At 65.4% G+C, this 16,854-nt stretch carries 15 protein-coding genes, 3 pseudogenes and 1 riboswitch; of the genes and pseudogenes, 9 read left to right on the top strand and 9 right to left on the bottom strand.

All coding sequences use genetic code 11. The features are described from left to right. Window positions 1–137: 137 nt before the first annotated feature. Window positions 138–1,826 carry an outer membrane protein assembly factor BamB family protein gene (locus tag AWB76_RS08545; RefSeq protein WP_061159853.1) on the top strand — a complete coding sequence of 563 codons (1,689 nt, stop codon included), beginning with the start codon at window positions 138–140 and terminating at the stop codon, window positions 1,824–1,826. A gap of 69 nt (window positions 1,827–1,895) precedes the next feature. Here AWB76_RS08545 and AWB76_RS08540 read toward each other — a convergent pair whose 3' ends face one another. After that, entirely contained in the window at window positions 1,896–2,342 is a 447-nt protein-coding gene (locus AWB76_RS08540; protein ID WP_061159684.1) for an ester cyclase, read from the bottom strand. A 101-nt stretch (window positions 2,343–2,443) separates the two neighbouring features. After that, a riboswitch (yybP-ykoY riboswitch) is annotated at window positions 2,444–2,610 on the top strand. 8 nt (window positions 2,611–2,618) lie between these two features. Between AWB76_RS08540 and mntP the strand changes: the two genes are divergently transcribed. Next, window positions 2,619–3,188 (top strand): manganese efflux pump MntP, encoded by a 570-nt coding sequence (gene mntP / locus AWB76_RS08535; protein WP_061159683.1) that lies wholly within the window; start codon window positions 2,619–2,621, stop codon window positions 3,186–3,188. Here mntP and AWB76_RS08530 read toward each other — a convergent pair. After that, on the bottom strand, window positions 3,154–3,585 hold the full coding sequence (locus tag AWB76_RS08530) for a DUF6632 domain-containing protein (RefSeq protein ID WP_061159682.1): 432 nt from the start codon (window positions 3,583–3,585) through the stop codon (window positions 3,154–3,156). The two genes, mntP and AWB76_RS08530, sit on opposite strands and share 35 nt — an antisense overlap. 175 nt (window positions 3,586–3,760) lie before the next feature. On the opposite strand from AWB76_RS08530, the gene alr reads away from it, so the two are divergent. Together alr and AWB76_RS38960 are read left to right on the top strand one after the other, a co-directional pair. Continuing rightward, window positions 3,761–4,864: an alanine racemase gene (gene alr, locus AWB76_RS08525; protein ID WP_061159681.1), complete on the top strand. Its 1,104-nt coding sequence runs from the start codon at window positions 3,761–3,763 to the stop codon at window positions 4,862–4,864. Between the two features lie 55 nt (window positions 4,865–4,919). Next, a pseudogene (locus AWB76_RS38960) lies at window positions 4,920–5,024 on the top strand (MerR family DNA-binding transcriptional regulator); the annotation flags it as partial. Between the two features lie 106 nt (window positions 5,025–5,130). On the opposite strand, the gene AWB76_RS08520 reads toward AWB76_RS38960, so the two are convergent. Both AWB76_RS08520 and pdxR read right to left on the bottom strand, forming a co-directional pair. Then, the gene (locus AWB76_RS08520) at window positions 5,131–6,759 is read right to left on the bottom strand and encodes a D-alanyl-D-alanine carboxypeptidase/D-alanyl-D-alanine-endopeptidase (protein ID WP_063936312.1); all 1,629 of its coding nucleotides are present in this window, start codon (window positions 6,757–6,759) and stop codon (window positions 5,131–5,133) included. A gap of 78 nt (window positions 6,760–6,837) precedes the next feature. Continuing rightward, window positions 6,838–8,295 carry a MocR-like pyridoxine biosynthesis transcription factor PdxR gene (gene pdxR, locus AWB76_RS08515; protein ID WP_061159679.1) on the bottom strand — a complete coding sequence of 486 codons (1,458 nt, stop codon included), beginning with the start codon at window positions 8,293–8,295 and terminating at the stop codon, window positions 6,838–6,840. An 86-nt stretch (window positions 8,296–8,381) separates the two neighbouring features. Between pdxR and AWB76_RS08510 the strand changes: the two genes are divergently transcribed. The 3 genes from AWB76_RS08510 (at window position 8,382) to AWB76_RS08500 (ending at window position 10,670) form a co-directional block, all read left to right on the top strand. Then, window positions 8,382–9,008 carry an FMN-binding negative transcriptional regulator gene (locus AWB76_RS08510; protein ID WP_061159678.1) on the top strand — a complete coding sequence of 209 codons (627 nt, stop codon included), beginning with the start codon at window positions 8,382–8,384 and terminating at the stop codon, window positions 9,006–9,008. A gap of 1 nt (window position 9,009) precedes the next feature. Then, on the top strand, window positions 9,010–9,633 hold the full coding sequence (locus AWB76_RS08505; protein WP_061159677.1) for a LysE family translocator: 624 nt from the start codon (window positions 9,010–9,012) through the stop codon (window positions 9,631–9,633). A gap of 83 nt (window positions 9,634–9,716) precedes the next feature. Then, window positions 9,717–10,670, top strand: a complete 954-nt coding sequence (locus tag AWB76_RS08500; protein ID WP_061159676.1) for a hypothetical protein — start codon at window positions 9,717–9,719, stop codon at window positions 10,668–10,670. A gap of 19 nt (window positions 10,671–10,689) precedes the next feature. Here the strand turns inward: AWB76_RS08500 and AWB76_RS08495 are convergent, their stop codons facing one another. Genes AWB76_RS08495 through AWB76_RS08480 form a run of 4 tightly spaced genes read right to left on the bottom strand, consistent with a single transcriptional unit; the run spans window position 10,690 to window position 15,396 of the window. After that, window positions 10,690–12,069 (bottom strand): CoA transferase, encoded by a 1,380-nt coding sequence (locus AWB76_RS08495; protein ID WP_061159675.1) that lies wholly within the window; start codon window positions 12,067–12,069, stop codon window positions 10,690–10,692. A gap of 52 nt (window positions 12,070–12,121) precedes the next feature. Then, a complete protein-coding gene (gene pdxA / locus AWB76_RS08490; protein ID WP_061159674.1) occupies window positions 12,122–13,123 on the bottom strand; it encodes a 4-hydroxythreonine-4-phosphate dehydrogenase PdxA in 1,002 nt (333 codons plus the stop codon). 24 nt (window positions 13,124–13,147) lie between these two features. Next, complete coding sequence (locus tag AWB76_RS08485; RefSeq protein WP_061159673.1) at window positions 13,148–14,401, bottom strand: four-carbon acid sugar kinase family protein; 1,254 nt, start codon at window positions 14,399–14,401, stop codon at window positions 13,148–13,150. After that, the gene (locus AWB76_RS08480) at window positions 14,401–15,396 is read right to left on the bottom strand and encodes a 2-keto-3-deoxygluconate permease (RefSeq protein ID WP_061159672.1); all 996 of its coding nucleotides are present in this window, start codon (window positions 15,394–15,396) and stop codon (window positions 14,401–14,403) included. The genes AWB76_RS08485 and AWB76_RS08480 overlap by 1 nt, the downstream gene beginning before the upstream one ends. Before the next feature lie 261 nt (window positions 15,397–15,657). Between AWB76_RS08480 and AWB76_RS08475 the strand changes: the two genes are divergently transcribed. Then, window positions 15,658–16,437: a DeoR/GlpR family DNA-binding transcription regulator gene (locus tag AWB76_RS08475; protein WP_061159852.1), complete on the top strand. Its 780-nt coding sequence runs from the start codon at window positions 15,658–15,660 to the stop codon at window positions 16,435–16,437. A gap of 19 nt (window positions 16,438–16,456) precedes the next feature. Here AWB76_RS08475 and AWB76_RS08470 read toward each other — a convergent pair. Then, a pseudogene (locus tag AWB76_RS08470) lies at window positions 16,457–16,639 on the bottom strand (thiolase family protein); the annotation flags it as partial. A gap of 26 nt (window positions 16,640–16,665) precedes the next feature. Here AWB76_RS08470 and AWB76_RS38955 point away from each other — a divergent pair. Further along, window positions 16,666–16,845, top strand: a pseudogene (locus tag AWB76_RS38955) (enoyl-CoA hydratase/isomerase family protein); the annotation flags it as partial. Window positions 16,846–16,854: the final 9 nt, after the last annotated feature.

The raw sequence follows: 16,854 nt of genomic DNA, 5'->3' as shown, positions 1-16,854 counted from the left end.
CCGTACTAGGGGTAACTAACTAGGTAATAACCCTAGGTTAGCACAATATGACGCGTTGCAACAAATATCTTTCGGGGAATTGACCGTACACAAAAACGAAGCGCCGCGTTGTTCCGGCCCTCAGAGGGAGCATGCAGATGAAGACGCTTTTTTCGGCTCGCATCGCGGCGTTCGGCGCGACGGCAATCATCGCGGCGGTCGTCGTCGCGTGCAGCGGCGGCTCCGGCGACACGTCCACTGCGGCGAGCGGCAGCGCGCCGGCGGCCGCATCGAGTCCGTCGGCGCCTGCGTCGAGCCCGTCGGCGCCCGCGGCGGCCGTATCGAAAGATGTGGTCACCTGGCATAACGACATCGCGCGCACCGGACAGCAGCTCGCCGAAACCGTGCTGACGCCCGCGAACGTCAATCAGAGCACCTTCGGCAAGCTCGCGCTCTTTTCGGTCGATGGCGCCGTCGATGCCCAGCCGCTCTTTCTGTCGGGCGTCATGGTCGCGGGCGGCACGCACAACGTGCTGTACGTCGCGACCGAAAACGCGAGCGTCTACGCGTTCGACGCCGACAGCGGCGCCGTGCTGTGGAAAGTCTCGACGCTCGGCAACGGCGAATCGCCCAGCGACGACCACAAGTGCACGCAGATCACGCCGACCATCGGCGTCACGGCGACGCCGGTCATCGACCGGACGCGCGGACCGAATGGCGCGATGTACGTCGTCGGCATGTCGAAGGACGCGTCGGGCGCGTATCACCAGCGCATCCACGCGCTCGACGTCACGACCGGGGCCGAACTCTTCAACGGTCCCACCGAGATCCGCGCGACCTATCCGGGCAACGGCGCGGGCAGCCAGAACGGCACGCTGACCTTCGATCCGGGCCAGTACGCCGAGCGCGCGTCGCTGCTGCTGATGAACGGCGTCGTGTACACGTCGTGGACCTCGCACTGCGATTTCATGCCGTACACCGGCTGGGTCATGGGCTACGACGCGAACACGCTGCAGCAGGCGAGCGTGCTGAACGTCACGCCGAACGGCCAGATGGGCTCGATCTGGATGAGCGGCGCGGGGCTCGCATCGGACGGCCAGGCGATCTTTTTCCTCGACGCCAACGGCACCTTCGACCCGACGCAGAACGCGCAGGAAATGCCGATCAACAGCAATTTCGGCAACGGTTTTCTGAGGCTCGACACGTCGCCGCTCAGGGTGCAGGACTATTTCCAGCCATCGAACACGGTGCAGGAATCGAATGAGGACGAGGATCTCGGCTCCGGCGGCGCGATGGTGTTGCCCGATTTCACCGACGCGAGCGGCGCCGTCCGGCATCTCGCGATCGGCGCGGGGAAAAACTCGACGATCTACGTCGTGAACCGCTTTTCGATGGGCAAGTTCGATTCGAACGCGGACCACATCTATCAGGAACTCGTCGGCCAGATTCGCGGACCGATGTTCGGCGCGCCCGCGTATTTCAACAACACGGTCTATTTCGGCGCGGTCGGCGACAGCATTCGCGCGTTCCCGGTCACCAACGCGCTGCTCGCGGGCACGCCGGCGAGCCAGACATCGAATACGTTCGCGTTTCCCGGCGCGACGCCGAGCATTTCCGCGAACGGCACGTCGAACGGCATCCTGTGGGCGGCGCAGAACGGCACGACGGGCGCGCTGCGCGCCTACGACGCGACGAACCTCGCCCGCCAGCTCTACAGCAGCAACGACGCGGGCACGCGCGACCAGTTCGGCGCGGGCAACAAGTTCATCACGCCGATGATCGCGAACGGCAAGGTGTACGTCGGCACGAAGAACGGCGTCGCGGTGTTCGGGCTGTTGTCGAAATAGGATCGGCCGCGTGGAGCATGTGCTGCGCGCGAACGCGTCGATCGGCGCGAAGACGCGAGCGCACCGCGCCTAGACCGGCGGATTCACTTTCGGCGGCACGGCGTCGAGTTGCCGGAACACGCTGAGCCAGTCTTCCAGATGCCAGGTTTTCGACACGAGGCCATCGCGCAGTTCGTGAAACGAATGGATGGCGAAGCGAATCGGCTTTTTCGTCGCGGCGATGCCGAGCAGCGGGCCGGCCTGCGTGCCGCTGACTTGTGCGCGGACGCCGACGCGGTCGTCCTCCACCAGCATGTCGAGAATTTCGATATGCATGTCGGGCAGCGCGGTGGCGAGATCCTTGAAGATCGGGATCATCTGGTCCGGACCGGGCTTTTGTCCGGGTGGCTCAGGAATGTATTCCCAGTCGGGCGTGACGGCTTGCCGCAAGAGCGCGACATCCTGAGTGGCGAACGCGCGATAAAGACGCTCGACCGCTTCGCGCGCGGCCGGTTGGGTGGGGTGAGCTGCCGGCATGGTGCCTCCATGAGATGAAACGGCGGCATTGCGCATTCACTCTACCTTAAGCGGTCCGATACGCGCAGGAACGGTCGCAAAGCCGTGTTAAGCTCTCGGTTCTTCGCTGGGGAGTAGCCGGCTTTTCCGCAAAGGAAAAGCGCTCATGTCAACACGCTCGGTCGTTCAGGCCGTGGCATGGGCAGCCATCACAGGTTGGCAAGACCATCGACAGAATTCGCGACCGGTCGGGCGCGCGTTCTGTCGTTCCATCTTGCCCGACCAGAGCGCTACCCGATGAATCTCGCTTCCACCATTTTTCTAGCCTTTGCCATGTCCACCGACGCGTTCGCCGCAGCCGTCGGCAAGGGCGCGACCCTGCACAAGCCGCGCATCGCGGAAGCGTTGAAGACCGGCGTGATCTTCGGCGTGATCGAGGCGCTGACGCCGCTCGCCGGCTGGGCGCTCGGCCGGGCGGCCGCGCAGTACGTGACCGCATGGGATCACTGGATCGCATTCGGCCTGCTGTTCCTGCTCGGCGCGCGCATGATCCGCGAAGGCTTCAGCAGCGCGGGCCACGAAGAGGAAAAGCCCAATTCGCACTCGTTCTGGGTGCTCGCGCTCACCGGCTTCGCGACCAGCATCGACGCGATGGCGGTCGGCGCGGGCCTCGCGTTCATCGATGTCGATATCTTCTCGACGGCCGCGACCATCGGTTTCGCGACGATGCTCATGGTGACGATCGGCGTGATGGTCGGCCGGCTCGTCGGCGCGACGATCGGCAAGCGGGCGGAGATCGTCGGCGGGCTGATTCTGATCGGCGTCGGCAGCGTCATTCTGGCCGAGCATCTCGGCTATCTGAACTGAGCGCACGGGCCTTGCCGCCGCGCGGCGTGAAGATCGCGAGCACGGCGGCGACGATGAACAGCGCGGGCACGTCGCCCGTCAGATGACCGAGATGGCGGCCCGCGCCGCCGAACGACTGCACGGCCATGATCGCGCCGTGCACGACGCTCGACCACACCGTGAACCAGATGAGGCTCAGATGCTTCATCGGGTCGCGTGACGCGATGAGCAGAAACACGCCGAGCGTCGCGTAGATGCCAACGATCATCATCGCGTAGTCGGAAAGGCCTTCGTGGCCCGCTTCCCACGCCCATCCCGAAGGCCAGAACAGCATCAGCGGATAGAGAGCGAAAAGCGCGATCAGCCCGACGGCGACGAGCACGATGCGCAGGCAGGCGAGACGGCGAATGTCGTTCATGGCGGGCTCCTCGGCAGCGCGGCATGAGCGAGAAGATACCGCGAAGCGCGTCATGGCGGCGGGTGAGAGAAACAGGCGTTTCGACCAAAAATAGGCGCAAATAAAATAACAACCGCTGCCCTTTCGTCGATACGATTCGTCAATCCACTGCCTTCAATCCAAAATTCAGCACGTCATGCCACGTCCGATTTCCGCGCGCATTCATCTCGACGCCATTCGTCAGAATCTCCAGCTCGTCAAACGCATGGCGCCGTCGTCGCGCGTGTGGTCCGTCATCAAGGCGAATGCGTATGGTCACGGCATCGAGCGCATTTTTCCGGCGCTCGCCGAAAGCGACGGCATCGCGCTGCTCGATCTCGATGAAGCCGTGCGCGTGCGCGAGCTCGGCTGGACGAAGCCGATCCTGCTGCTCGAAGGCATTTTCGAGCCTGCGGACGTGGAGACGGCGGATCGTCACCGGCTCACGGTCACGGTTCATTGCGACGAGCAGCTCGCGTTGCTGAAGGCGGCGCGGCCCAAAGAGCGCATCGACATTCAGTTGAAGATGAACTCGGGCATGAACCGGCTCGGCTATCGGCCGGGCGCGTTCGCGGCGGCGCGCAAACGCGCGTCGGATATCGCGGCGATCGGCTCGATCGGCCTGATGAGCCACTTCGCGAACGCCGACGATGGCGCGATCGACTGGCAGATCGACGAATTCGAAGCCGCCACGCGCGATCTTCCGGGCACGCGCTCGCTGTCGAATTCGGCGGCGGTGCTGTGGCATCCGCGCGCGCATCGCGACTGGGTGCGGCCCGGCACGATCCTCTACGGCGCATCGCCAACGGGCTGCGCGCGGCACATCGAAGGCTTTCCGTTGCGCGCGGCGATGACGCTCGCAAGCCGCATCATCGGCGTGCAGACGCTCGCGCCGAACGAGACGATCGGCTATGGCCGCACCTTCACCGCGGATCGCGCGATGAAGATCGGCGTCGTCGCGTGCGGCTACGCGGACGGCTATCCGCGTCACGCGCCGGCGGGCACGCCCGTGATGGTCGATGGCGTGCGCACGCGCGTCGTCGGACGCGTGTCGATGGACATGCTCACCGTCGATCTCACGCCGTGCCCGGCGGCGGGCATCGGGTCATCGGTGGAATTGTGGGGCGAGCACGTTCGGGTCGACGAAGTGGCCGAACCGTCCGGCACGATCGGCTACGAGCTGATGTGCGCGCTCGCGCAGCGCGTGCCGGTGACTGTCGATGCGGGCGTCGAGAATCGGGTGGAAGCGCATTCCGCTTGACCATCACGTAGCGTAAGGTTCTGGCCTCCATCGTGCGCACTGAACGGAGGCTTGCATGCTGTTGAGAGTGGGAGAACTGGCGAAGAAGAGCGGACTGACCGTCCGCACGCTGCATCACTACGATGCCATCGGCCTGCTCACGCCTTCAGCGCGCGCCGATCCGCGCACGCGTTGCAGACCGAACCGGAACTGACGAAAGGCTCGTGGACGAACGAGGCGCTGCTCGGCTTCATGCGCGACGCGATGAGTCGCCTCGAAAGCGCCGCCTAATACCGCGCCCAGACGATGCCGAGAATCTTCGCTTCGTCGTCGAAGACATCGAGCGTATCGGTGAGCGCCTTCACCGGCCCCGCGTTGTTGACGAAGAGCGCGTACGAGAGACGCCGTCCGCTTTGCGCGTCCATGTAGCCCGCCATGTTCATCGCGATCATCTGGCCGCCGGTCACGGTCGCGCCGCTCTTCACGCGGATATGCTCCTTGCCGACGACATCCTTGCCGATCGCCGCAAGCGAACCGTCGATGCCCATGATCGACAACGCATCGCGATACACCGGATAGATCGGCAGGCGGCTCATCACCGTCAGCAGGTTCGCGGTCGTGCGCGCGGTCGCGCGGCTGTCGGGCGAGCCGCTGCCGTTGGTCGGAAAGTCGAAGCCGGCGCCGTCTATGCCGAGCGTGCCCGTCAGATACTGACGCTCGGCGACGAGCGCGGCATCGACGGTGCGCGCGCCTTTCGTCAGACCTTGATACATCAGGCTCAGATTCGCGCCGGTGTTCAGGCTCACCTTGAGGATCAGCTTGGCGATCTCGGAATAGGGCAGCGACGTGAAGTTCGCCACCTGCGTCGCGCTCGCATAGCTTTGCGCCGATGGCAACCGGCTCCGGTCGTTCGGCTGCACGGCGGCCGCCGCGACCGTGACGCCCGCGCGCGTCAATGCGTCGATGAACGCGGTGCGCGCGAACGACGGCGGATCTTCCACGCGCAGATTGCTCACGTACAGCGCGTTGCCGACGAGCGGCGACGTATAGCCCACGGGAATCGTCGCGGGCGCGGAGAGGCTCGCTTCGCCTGAGATCGTGCCGTGACAGCCCGGCGTCGCGAGACAACCGAGCGGGCCTTCGTCGAGGGCATCGCCGGATGTGACGATGTCCGCTGCGGTGTTCGCCGCCGTTGTGAGCGTCGTGCCCTTTATGGTCATCGCACTCGTGCGCGGGCGCCAGTCCAGTTGAGCGGCTTGTCCGGCCGATGTGGGCGCGAGCGTCACGTCGATCACGTTTTCGTTGATCAGCATCGGCGAGATGAGCACGTTGCCGTTGGGCACGCGAAACGCATCGAAGAGCCGGTCGTCGACGATCACATCGCCGCTCACCGATGTGATCCCCGCCGCCTTCACCTGCTGCGCGAGCTGATTCACGGCCGTCAGCGGATCTTCGGGCGTGAGGATCGCGCCGTCGAAAGCGCGCGCTTCGTTGTGGTCGAAGTCGGTGAAGTCGATGGTGCCATCGGGCTTCTGACGTCCGCCGAAAGTCAGATCGCCGGAAGCCTTGACGATGAGATCGCCGTTCAGTTTGCCCGATGCATCGACGGCGCCGTTGCGGTAGACCGGCGTCTCGAAGCGATGATCCGCGCCGATCGTATTGAGCGCGGTGCCGACCGAATACAGCTTGCGCACCGAGCCGGTGAACGAGAGCGTGTCCGGTTGCAGCGCGTAGAGCGTCTCGCCGGTGATGGCGTCCATGACGACCATCGACCATTGGGAATTCGCGCTGGTGTAGCGCGGCTTGTTCATCACCTGGGCGATCGCATCGTCCGAGGCGTTGCTGCCGCCTCCGCAACTCGCGGCGAGAAAACTGGATGCGACCAGCAACGGTACAGCCAGGATTCGCGCGCGCATGGTCTTGTTCCCGTCGTTATCGTTATTTAACGAGTTTCAGAATAGGACGGGCGGATTCGGAATACAAAGTAAAGCGCGCTACGGTTCCAGATGCGCGATGACATCGGCGAGCATTTCGATGCCTTTGCGGATCTCTTCGACCGGCATGCTCGCATAGCCGAGAATCAGCCCCGCCGCGCGATTGCGCGCCGCACCGGACGGCGCGACATGCAGCGGCGACACCGGATACACGCCGACGCCTCGCGCATGCGCGGCGTTCACGAGCGCGGCTTCATCCGTCGAATCGATGAACGGCAGCCACAGCGTCACATGCAGTCCCGCCGCCGTGCCGGTCACGTGCGCGCGCTTCGGCAGAAGCGCAGCGATTGCATCGAGCAAGGCCGCGCGACGCCGTTCGTATTCCCGCCGCACGCGCCGCACATGACGCTCGTACGCGCCGCCCTCGATCAGCGAAGCGAGCACGCGCTGATCCATGACCGCCGAATGCCGGTCGCTCAGTCTTTTGGCCTGACGAAACGCCGGCACGAGGTCGTGCGGCAGGATCATGTAGCCGAGCCGCAGATGCGGCGAGAGCGCCTTCGAAAACGTGCCGATGTAAATCACGCGGCCATTCGAATCGATCGATTGCAACGCGTCGATCGGGCGCTGGCCGTAACGGAACTCGCCGTCGTAATCGTCCTCGATGATCCACGCATCGTGCCGCTGCGCCCAATCGAGCAGTTCGAGACGGCGTCCGATCGGCAATACGCCGCCCAGCGGAAACTGATGCGATGGCGTCACGTAAGCGAGCCGCGCGCGTCCATCGGCGGGGAGGCGGCGCGTATCGAGGCCGTGTTCATCGACGGGAACGGGCAGCGGCACCCCGCCCGACGCCTCGAAGCAATGGCGCGCGATCAGATAGCCGGGATCTTCGAACGCGAAGGCGTCGCCGGGATCGAGCAGCACGCGCGCGCAAAGATCGAGCGCCTGCTGCGTGCCGTTCACCACGACGATCTGTTCGCTGTCGCAGACGAGCCCGCGCGCGCGGCCGAGATACGCCTGAAGCGCGCGCCGGAGCGACGCGTCGCCTTCGGGCGCGACGTAATAAAGGCTGTCCGGCTGATGCAGCAGTTCGGCCTGATACGCGCGCTTCCAGATCAATGACGGAAAGTCGCGCGCCGACACCGCGCCGTACAGGAAGTTGACGCTGCCTTTTTTGGGCTGGGCGAGCGCGGGCATCGGCAGCGCGGAAACGCGCCGGCCGTACGCAGAAAGCGCGGGCGCGGTGCGCTCGGTGCGCGCGGGGCTTGGCGGCGCGGGCGGCATCGGCGGCGTGGCAACGCGCGCGGCGCGTCCCGCCGACGTGACGAGAAAACCTTCGGCCGCGAGCTGCTCGTAAGCGGCGGTGACGGTCGTGCGCGAGACGCCGAGATCGGCGGCCAGTGCGCGCGTCGATGGCGCGGCGGAGCCGGCGGGCAAGGTGCCGTCGGCGATCTGGGCGCGCAGCAGGTCGTAGATGCGGCGTCCCGTGCCGATGGCGTCTTTCAACTGGACCATGAAAATCGAGCGAAACTGGATCTTCTTATTGTGCCTGTTTCGAGCGATAGTGACGGGATTCCGTCACTCTCCGTCGAGCATCCACGATGTATATCCCGCCGCACTTCGCCGAGACTCGCCCCGAGGAATTACATCGGATCATCCGCGCGCATCCGCTTGGCATGCTCGTGACGCGCGACGAAGCCGGTCTCGACGCCAATCACATTCCGTTCGAGTTTGATCCGGCGCAGGGCACGCACGGCCTGCTGACGGCGCACGTCGCGCGCGCCAACGACATCTGGCAGCGTTGTCCGACCGGCACGCCCGTCATGGTGATTTTTCGCGGCGCGGAAGGCTATATCTCGCCGAACTGGTATCCGAGCAAGCACGAGACGCATCGGCAGGTGCCGACGTGGAACTACGAAGTCGTGCATGCGCACGGCGTGCTGACCATCCGCGACGACGAGCCGTTCGTGCGCGGTCTCGTCGCGCGACTCACGCGGCGGCACGAGGCGAGCGAACCGAAGCCGTGGAAGATGGGCGACTCGGCGCCTGACTTCATCGACGGAATGCTGCGCAATATCGTGGGGATCGAGATTGCGGTGACGTCGCTCGTCGGCAAGTCGAAGCTGAGTCAGAACAAGGAGACGCGCGATCGTCTCGGCGCCGCCGATACGCTCGATGCGCGCGGCAATCAGGAACTGGCGCAGGCGATGTCGCGCGCGGGGTCCTGATATGTCCTTCGTGGCCTTTCTCATCGCGGCGATCGTGCTCGCCGTCACGCCCGGTCCGGGCATCGCGTATGTCGTGGCTCGCACCGTCGCGGGAGGCCGCTCCGAAGGCATGGCGTCGTGTCTCGGCACGGCTGCCGGCGGACTCTTTCACGTGGCCGCGGCGGCGCTCGGGCTGTCCCTGCTGATCGCGCGCTCGGCGATGCTCTTCGGCGTCGTGAAGTACATCGGCGCGGCGTATCTCGTTTATCTGGGCATTCGGCTTCTGTTGCGCAAGGACGAAGCCGCCGGGATTGCGACGGTCGCATCGCATGGTGCGCGGCGCGCGTTTCGCGAAGGCATTCTGGTCGAAGCGCTCAACGTCAAGACGGCGCTGTTCTTTCTGGCGTTTCTGCCGCAGTTCGTCGCGCCGGGTCAGCCGATGATCCCGCAACTGGTGATGCTCGGGAGCATCTGCGTCGCGCTGAACACGCTCGTCGATGTGGGTGCGGTGCTCGCCGCGTCGCGTCTGCTGAAGTCGAGCGCCGCACGCGCCGCGCGCGCGAGGATGCTCACGCGGACCTCGGGCGTCGTCATGCTGGGCTTGGGCGGATATCTGGCGCTGGCGCGCCGGGCGAGCGCGGTTTAGATATGCGACGATTGCGCTCAAATCTGCGCTCGAACGATTCCGCGTGAAGACAGTGGCGGAGCGTTCGAGAAAGGATAACCGCGATGAAGAGCTTACCGGGCTGGATCTCAAAAACGGGCATGGCGATTCTGATCGCCGCTTTGTCGATTTCCGCGATGTGGCTTTTCGTGGCGATTCTCGTTGGCGTGCTGAACGCCGACTTTCACAATCGCAGCCCCCAGTCGATCACTCTACGCACTGAACGTGAGCATCACGTGAAAGTGAAGATCATCGTTCATAAGCTGCTCGTAGAGGAGAACGCGGTGGAAGTGTCGCTGCTCGTTCAGGGCGACTATGCGAAATTGCCGAAGGCTCTTCAGGACAGGGATCCGTGTTATGTCCTCGTCTACCAGGATGCGTCCGATCAAGACGCCCCACCGAAAACCTTCAACGTTGCATGCAAGACGGCTCACATTCCCGGAATGGCGGACGACCGGTTCTCTGCAGAAACGCCGCCGTTCAAGCTGACCGCGTATCCATCGGTCGAAGCGTATCCATTCGACGACTGGGAGTTCTTTCCCATGATGACGCTTATTACGCAAGCGCCTGTTTTCAGCGGCGCGGTCTTTTCGATAGAACGCATGATTCCCGGAAAGGAACTCAGCGTTTCAGGCGATGCCTATAACTGGCACATCCATTTGCAGCGGCCGGCCGCTGAGAAAGTGTTGGTACTTACGGTAGGAATCGCATTCCTGCTTCTCAGTCTGCTTATTTCCTGGCGCCTGTTTTCGGGACACATTGTCTTATCCGGCATTCAGGAACTGCTGACGCTCGCTGGCTTCGTGGTTGCAATTGCAGGTCTTCGCGACATGCTGGGCGTTTCACGCGTCGCGGGCGTGAGTCTATGGGAGATGGCCGTCATCGGCGTTCCGATGACGGCTTTATGCCTCGGAATGGCCTACTCCACGCTCAGACGAATGGCCAAACCACCGGCCGTGACGCCCGGCGATGGCAGCGAAGCAAAACAGGCCGCTCGCGATCAGGATTCGGCTTCCTGATTCGCGCGGCTCATAACGTTTATCTCCACCGCGCCTCTGCCGTCCCCGGCGGCGCCGATTCCCGCGCATAACCCGCCGGCGTTCGCACGAGTTGCGCGCTCGGCCGCACCGCCACCAGTTCGCCGAATCCCGATTCATAACGCTCGACATACGGCGCGAAATCCGGCTTCGCGATCGCCCACCCGCCGTCCACGCGCCCGAGTCCGCGCAACCAATGCCCCGTCTGCGCGAGCGAAACCTGCACGTGCCAGCTTCCGCCTTCGCGTTGCTGCTTCCATAACGCCGCAGCCGCGCCGAACGCCATCAGAAAACCGCTCGCCATGTCGAGCATCTGCATCGGCAGGGGACGCGGCTTGCTTTCGCCGGCCGCTCCGCCTTCGGCGGCGTTGAAGCCCATTGCGGTCTGCACGAGCGAATCGAAGCCGCGCCGATCGGCCCACGGCCCTTTCGTGCCATACGCCGTCAGCGACGTATAGACGATCCCCGGCCGACGCTTCGCCACCGCTTCCGGCCCAAATCCCAGCGACGCGATCCCGCCCGGCCGATACCCCTGCGCAAACACATGCGCCTCATCGATCAGATGCCAGAGCGTCTCGCGATCCGATGGCGTCCGAAGATCGAGCAGCGCCGAGCGCTTCCCGCGGCTCGTATCCGCGATCGCCGGAATATTCGGCAGATGCGGCCCGTTCACGAGCATCACGTCCGCGCCGAACGCGGCGAGCGCGCGCCCGCCGACCGGCCCCGCGAGAATGCGCGTGAAATCGAGCACGCGCAGACCGTCGAGCGGCCGCGCATCGGCGGAGAGAGAAGGCAGGGAAAGCGGCGGCGCATCGCCGATGCGCGTGATCGTCATCAACGGCTGCGCGGCGATCGCTTGGGCTTGCGGCGTCGCATCCCATTCGTCGAACGTGCGCAGCATCGTCACGACGAGACCGCGCTCGGCCGCCGCGTTCTCGAAGTCGCTGCCGCGCCACGCAAGCAGCGCGCGCTCGGCGTCCTCGCGCGTCGCGGTGCGCGGGTCGAGCCCGAGCAAACGCAGCGCGCCATCCTGATGATGTTCGAAGTTCGCGTGAATGCGCACGTAGCCATCGGCGCATCGATAGAGACCGGAGAAGCGTCCCCATGTCTCCGGCTCCTTGCCATCGACGGTGAACGCGCCGGTGCATTCGACCGCCGCGTGCGTCATGTCGACGGACACGCGCTGCCGCTCGACGCCACGCAGCGCGCCCAGCTCGCACGCCGCGAGCGCCGCAGCGCCGATGGTCGCCTGCGCCGCCGTGCCGACAGCAAAACTGGATGGAAAAACCGGATCGCGACCGGGAAGGTCGATGAAAGAAAGCGCATCGCCGGGCAGGCCGGCGATGCGCCAAAGATCGTGCAGCGTATCGAGGGAGGACATGATGATGGGTGCTCGTACGTCGTGTGAAGCGCCCATTATCACGCCATATGTGTCACTGACGCCGCGTGGCCAGCTCCGCGCCCTGACGCAGCGCTTCGAGCATGCTGCCTTCATCGGCGATGCCCTTGCCCGCGATATCGAACGCCGTGCCGTGATCGACCGACGTGCGGATCACATCCAGTCCGACCGTCACGTTCACGCCCGCTTCGAGACCGAGCACCTTCACGGGGCCATGACCCTGATCGTGATACATCGCGACGACGAGATCGAAGTCGCCGCGCCCCGCGCGATAGAACAGCGTATCGGCGGGCAGCGGGCCGGTCACGTCGAGCCCGCGTTCCTGCAAGAGCTTCACGGCGGGAATGATCTTCTCCTCTTCCTCGCCATAGCCGAACAGACCGTTCTCGCCCGCATGCGGATTGATGCCGCACACGCCGATGCGCGGTTTCGCGATACCCGCCTTCACGAGCGTCGCGTTGCCGCGCTCGATCGTGCGTTGCACGAGACCCGGCTCGATCTTGCGGATCGCATCGATGATGCCGATGTGCGTCGTCACGTGAATCACGCGCAATTGCGGCGCGACGAGCATCATCGACACTTCGTCGACGCCCGTCAGATGCGCGAGCATTTCCGTGTGGCCGGGAAACTTGTGGCCGCCCGCGTGCAGCGCTTCCTTGTTGAGCGGCGCGGTGCAGATCGCGTCGATCTGCTTCGCCTGCGCCAGTTCGACGGCGCGCGCGATGTACTGGTACGCCGCATCGCCCGCCACGGAAGACAGCTCGCCGAAGGGCAGATCGTCGGGAATGAGACCGAGATCGACGCAATCGATCACGCCCGGCTCGTAACGCGCTTCGGTCGCGTCCTTGATGCGGCGCACCGTCGCCTTGCCGCCGACGATGTCGTTCGCGCGCTCGAGACGGCGCGCATCGCCGATCACGAGCGGACGGCACTGCTGATAGACCGCGTCGTGCGCGAGGCTCTTGACGACGACTTCGGGGCCTACGCCGCTCGCGTCGCCCATCGTGATGCCGATTACGGGGAGATAGTTGCTCATGATGTTCGTCTGTGATGTCGTGTCTTAACGCGCGACGGGAATGTCCGCGCCGCGCAAATGCAGATAGGCGCCGAGCAGCGCGTGCTCGCTGCCGAACGCGCCGGCTTTGGTGACCACCGACGGACCCTTGCCGTTCGATGGCCGCCCGAGCGCGACGCCCGCTTCGATCTCGCGCACGAGTTCGAGGCTGCCGACGTTCGCGGCGGCGAGCATCGCGCGTGCCGTTTCGCCGCCGGTCGCGATCAGTCCGCCGAGCGCGTCGAAATGCGGTGCGACGAGCGCCGCGAGCGCGTTCGACAAAAGCGCGCCTTCGGCGGGATCGAACGCGTCGTCACGGCCGATGCGCACGATCGCGTCTTCCTTGCCGCGCACCGAATCGCCGATGCGCGCGCTCCACGTCTGCCACGCCGGATGGCGCGCGCCGTCGCGCAACACGGCGGGCGGCACGATCATTTCTGCGACGCCGGCTTCGGCGCGAAGCATCGCGCATTGACGCTCGGAGATCGCGGACAGGCTGCCGACGAGCGCGAGGATCGGGCCTTGCGCCGGGTCGATCGCGCGTGGGGCTTGCGTGGAGGCATGTGCGTCGAAGAGGTCGGGCAGCGCGGCCAGTTCGCGCGCGAGTCCGCCGGAGCCGACCCAGAAGAACGGCGCATCGACCGATGCCGTCACGCGCGCGAGCGAGGCCAGATCGTCGGTGGTTTCGGCATCGACGACGATCGCATCGATGCCATTGCCCGTCGCCGCCGCCGACGCGACCATCGCGGCGACGTCCTGCGGCGCGGTGCGGAACGCATCGAGCGAAACGTGCGCGACGCGCAGACCGACCGCGCCGAGCATGTCGCGCAGACCGGCATGCTGCCCGGCATGTTCGAGCTGCCACGTTTCGGTGTCTTCGAGCGGCACGCCGCGCACGAACACGCGGGCATCGCGCACCGTGCGGCCCGTCGCCGGGAACGCGGGCGTGACGATGGCCGGTCCCGCGAGGCGCGTCAACGCTGCGACCTCGGCGGTCCAGTTGCCGCGCAAGGTCGAATCGATCTTCTTGTAGAGACGCCGTCCGGGCGCGCGCAGCGCTTGCCACGCGTCGGCCGTGCGCTTCGCGGCGTCGGCGGGCGCGAGGCGGCGCGTGTCGGTGTCGGCGGCGATGACGATTGCGTGCGCATCCGGCGCGGCTGCATCGAGCGACACGACCGTCTTGCGGCCCGCCGCCGCGAACGCGATCGCGCAATCGGCGGCGCCCGACAGATCGTCGGCGACGATCAGCAAGCTCTTCATCACGTGGCCTCCCGCGCCTTCGCGGACGCACGCGCATCGAGCCGCGCATTCACGCGTTTGGCGATGGATGCCGTCAGGATCGGCGACACGATCGCCGTCACGACGACGCACGCCGCGACGAGCAGCGTCGCCGACTTGGCCGCTTCGGCATAGACCGGATTGGCCGCCGCGATCAGCGCGGGAACCGCCGCCGCGTTGCCCGCGGTATTCGCCGCCGCCGCGCCCGCGACGCCCGTGCCGCCCGTCAGACGATCCGCGAAGTAGAGCGGAATGCCCGTCACGATGACGACCGCGAAACCCAGTCCGATGCCGAGCAGACCGGCTTGCCAGACCTTGTGCAGATCGAGGCTCGCGCCGAGCGCCAGCGCGAAGAACGGAATCATCACCGGCACGGCGCGGCCGAGGAACTCGCGCATCTCGCGATCGAGATTGCCGAGCAGCATGCCGACCGCGAGCGGCAGGATGCTGCCGACGAGCGTCGGCCACGGAAACGCCGACAGACCGGCGACGCCGAGCGTGACCATCGTCAGGAACGGGCCCGATTCGAGCGACATGATCGTGTAGGCGCCGACATCTTCCGAGCGTCCGTACTGGCCCATCAGCGCCATGTAGAGTCCGCCGTTGGTGTCGTTCATGGCGGCGACGACGGCGAGCGTCGAAATGCCCGCGAAGAGGCCGGAGCTGATCGGCTGCTCGCCAAGGAAATGCCCGAGCACGACGCCCGCGACGATCGCCGTGCCGACTTTCGTCGCGAACAGCGCGCCGCCTTTCTTGAGCAGATACGGCGTCGCTTTCACGTCGATGCTCGCGCCCATGCACACATAGAACACCGCGAGAATCGGCAGCGCGCCGGTGAAAAGCGCGTTCGTGAACGAGCCGAAGAACTTCGGCATGCCGGGCGCGAACGTCGCGATCAGCGAGCCGATGAGCAACGGAACGATCATCATCCCGCCGGGAACGCGCTCGACGGCGCGCTTGATGTGAATCTGAGCCATGGTGTCTCCAGAGTGGTTTCTGTCCGATTCGCTCATAGATTGATTGAATCGATCAAATCGGAGTGTAGCGCTCTGCCCCGTCTTGCGCAAATCGCGCGTTATGCGGGTTTACGCTGATCGAAAGCGATGATTTTGCCTGTTCGAATGATCGAATCGATCAAAATTGAGATGGCGCGGTCGCTGACGAAGGCGAGCATTCGACGGACCCGGCCGGTTCGCTACACTGTGCGTCGCCGTCAGAACGTAGAAGAAAGGAACAGGATGAAAGTCGAGAAACGCCGCGAGGCCATGTTGAAGGCCGTGCTCTCCGGCATGAACGATGTCGCCGCGTTGTGCGAGCACTTCGGCATGTCGGAGGCGACGGTGCGCCGCGATCTGCGCGCGCTCGCGGACGAAAGGCGCATCGTGCGCACTTATGGCGGCGCGGCGTCGGTGGGCATGCATGAGCCGGAAGAATCGCTCGATACGCGGCGCGAGAGTTTTCGCGAGCAGAAGGAAGCGATCGCGCGCGCGGCGGCGCGTCACGTGCAGGACGGAGACACGATCTTTCTCGACGGCGGCACGACCACCGCCGCGCTTGCGCGCTGCCTCGCCGGGCGCACCGAGATTCACGTCGTCACGAACAATCTGCTGGCGGTGAGCACGCTCGCGTCGGCGGATGTGCGCGTGACGCTGATCGGCGGCGACGTGCGGCCGTCGAGCATGAGCACGCTCGGGCCCATCGCGCAGGTGGCGCTCACGCGCGTCACCTTCGACAAGGCGTTTCTCGGCGCGGACGGCGTTGTCGTGGGCCGCGGGCTGTGCGAGGCGACGGCGGAGCAGGCTTTTCTGAAGGAATGCATCGTCGGACAGGCGGCGGGCGTGTTCGTGCTGGTCACGTCGAACAAGCTGGAGCGCGCGAATCAGCAGCACTGGACGCCGCTGGAACGCCACTGGACGCTCGTCACCGATGCGCTGGCCGAAGCGCCGGTGCTCGCGCGCTTCGAAGAGCGGGGGAATGTGACGGTGGAATGCGCGGAGTTCAGGTCGAAAGAATCGTGATCGTGACCAGCGCGACGGCGGAATCGATGAACACGGCCGCGCCGCCATCGCCGATCGACGAGCACATGAAAAGCGTCAGCGGATCGCTGACCATGCGGCTCGTCAGCACTTCCTCGACGCTCGTTTCCTTGCGGAACTGCGCGTGCGGATTGAGCGAGCCCGCATGACGGCTCTTCACGACGACGCGCGCGAAGTCTCTCGCACCGCCGAGCGTTTGAGGAGACGACGATGAGCATTCGCTATAGCGTCTCCGATCACGTCGCCGTCGTGACGCTCGATCGGCCCGAAGCACTCAACGCACTCGATATCGACACGCTCGTCGAACTGCGCGCGCGTCTCGCCGAAGCACGCGATGACGACGACGTGCGCGTAATCGTCATCACCGGCGCGGGCGCGAAGTCGTTTTGCGTCGGCGCG

It is taken from the genome of Caballeronia temeraria (assembly GCF_001544795.2).
In the GTDB taxonomy this organism is placed as follows: Bacteria; Pseudomonadota; Gammaproteobacteria; order Burkholderiales; family Burkholderiaceae; genus Caballeronia; species Caballeronia temeraria.
The sequence above is the reverse complement of the archived record's forward strand: the minus strand, read 5'-3'. Positions and strand labels throughout refer to the sequence as shown.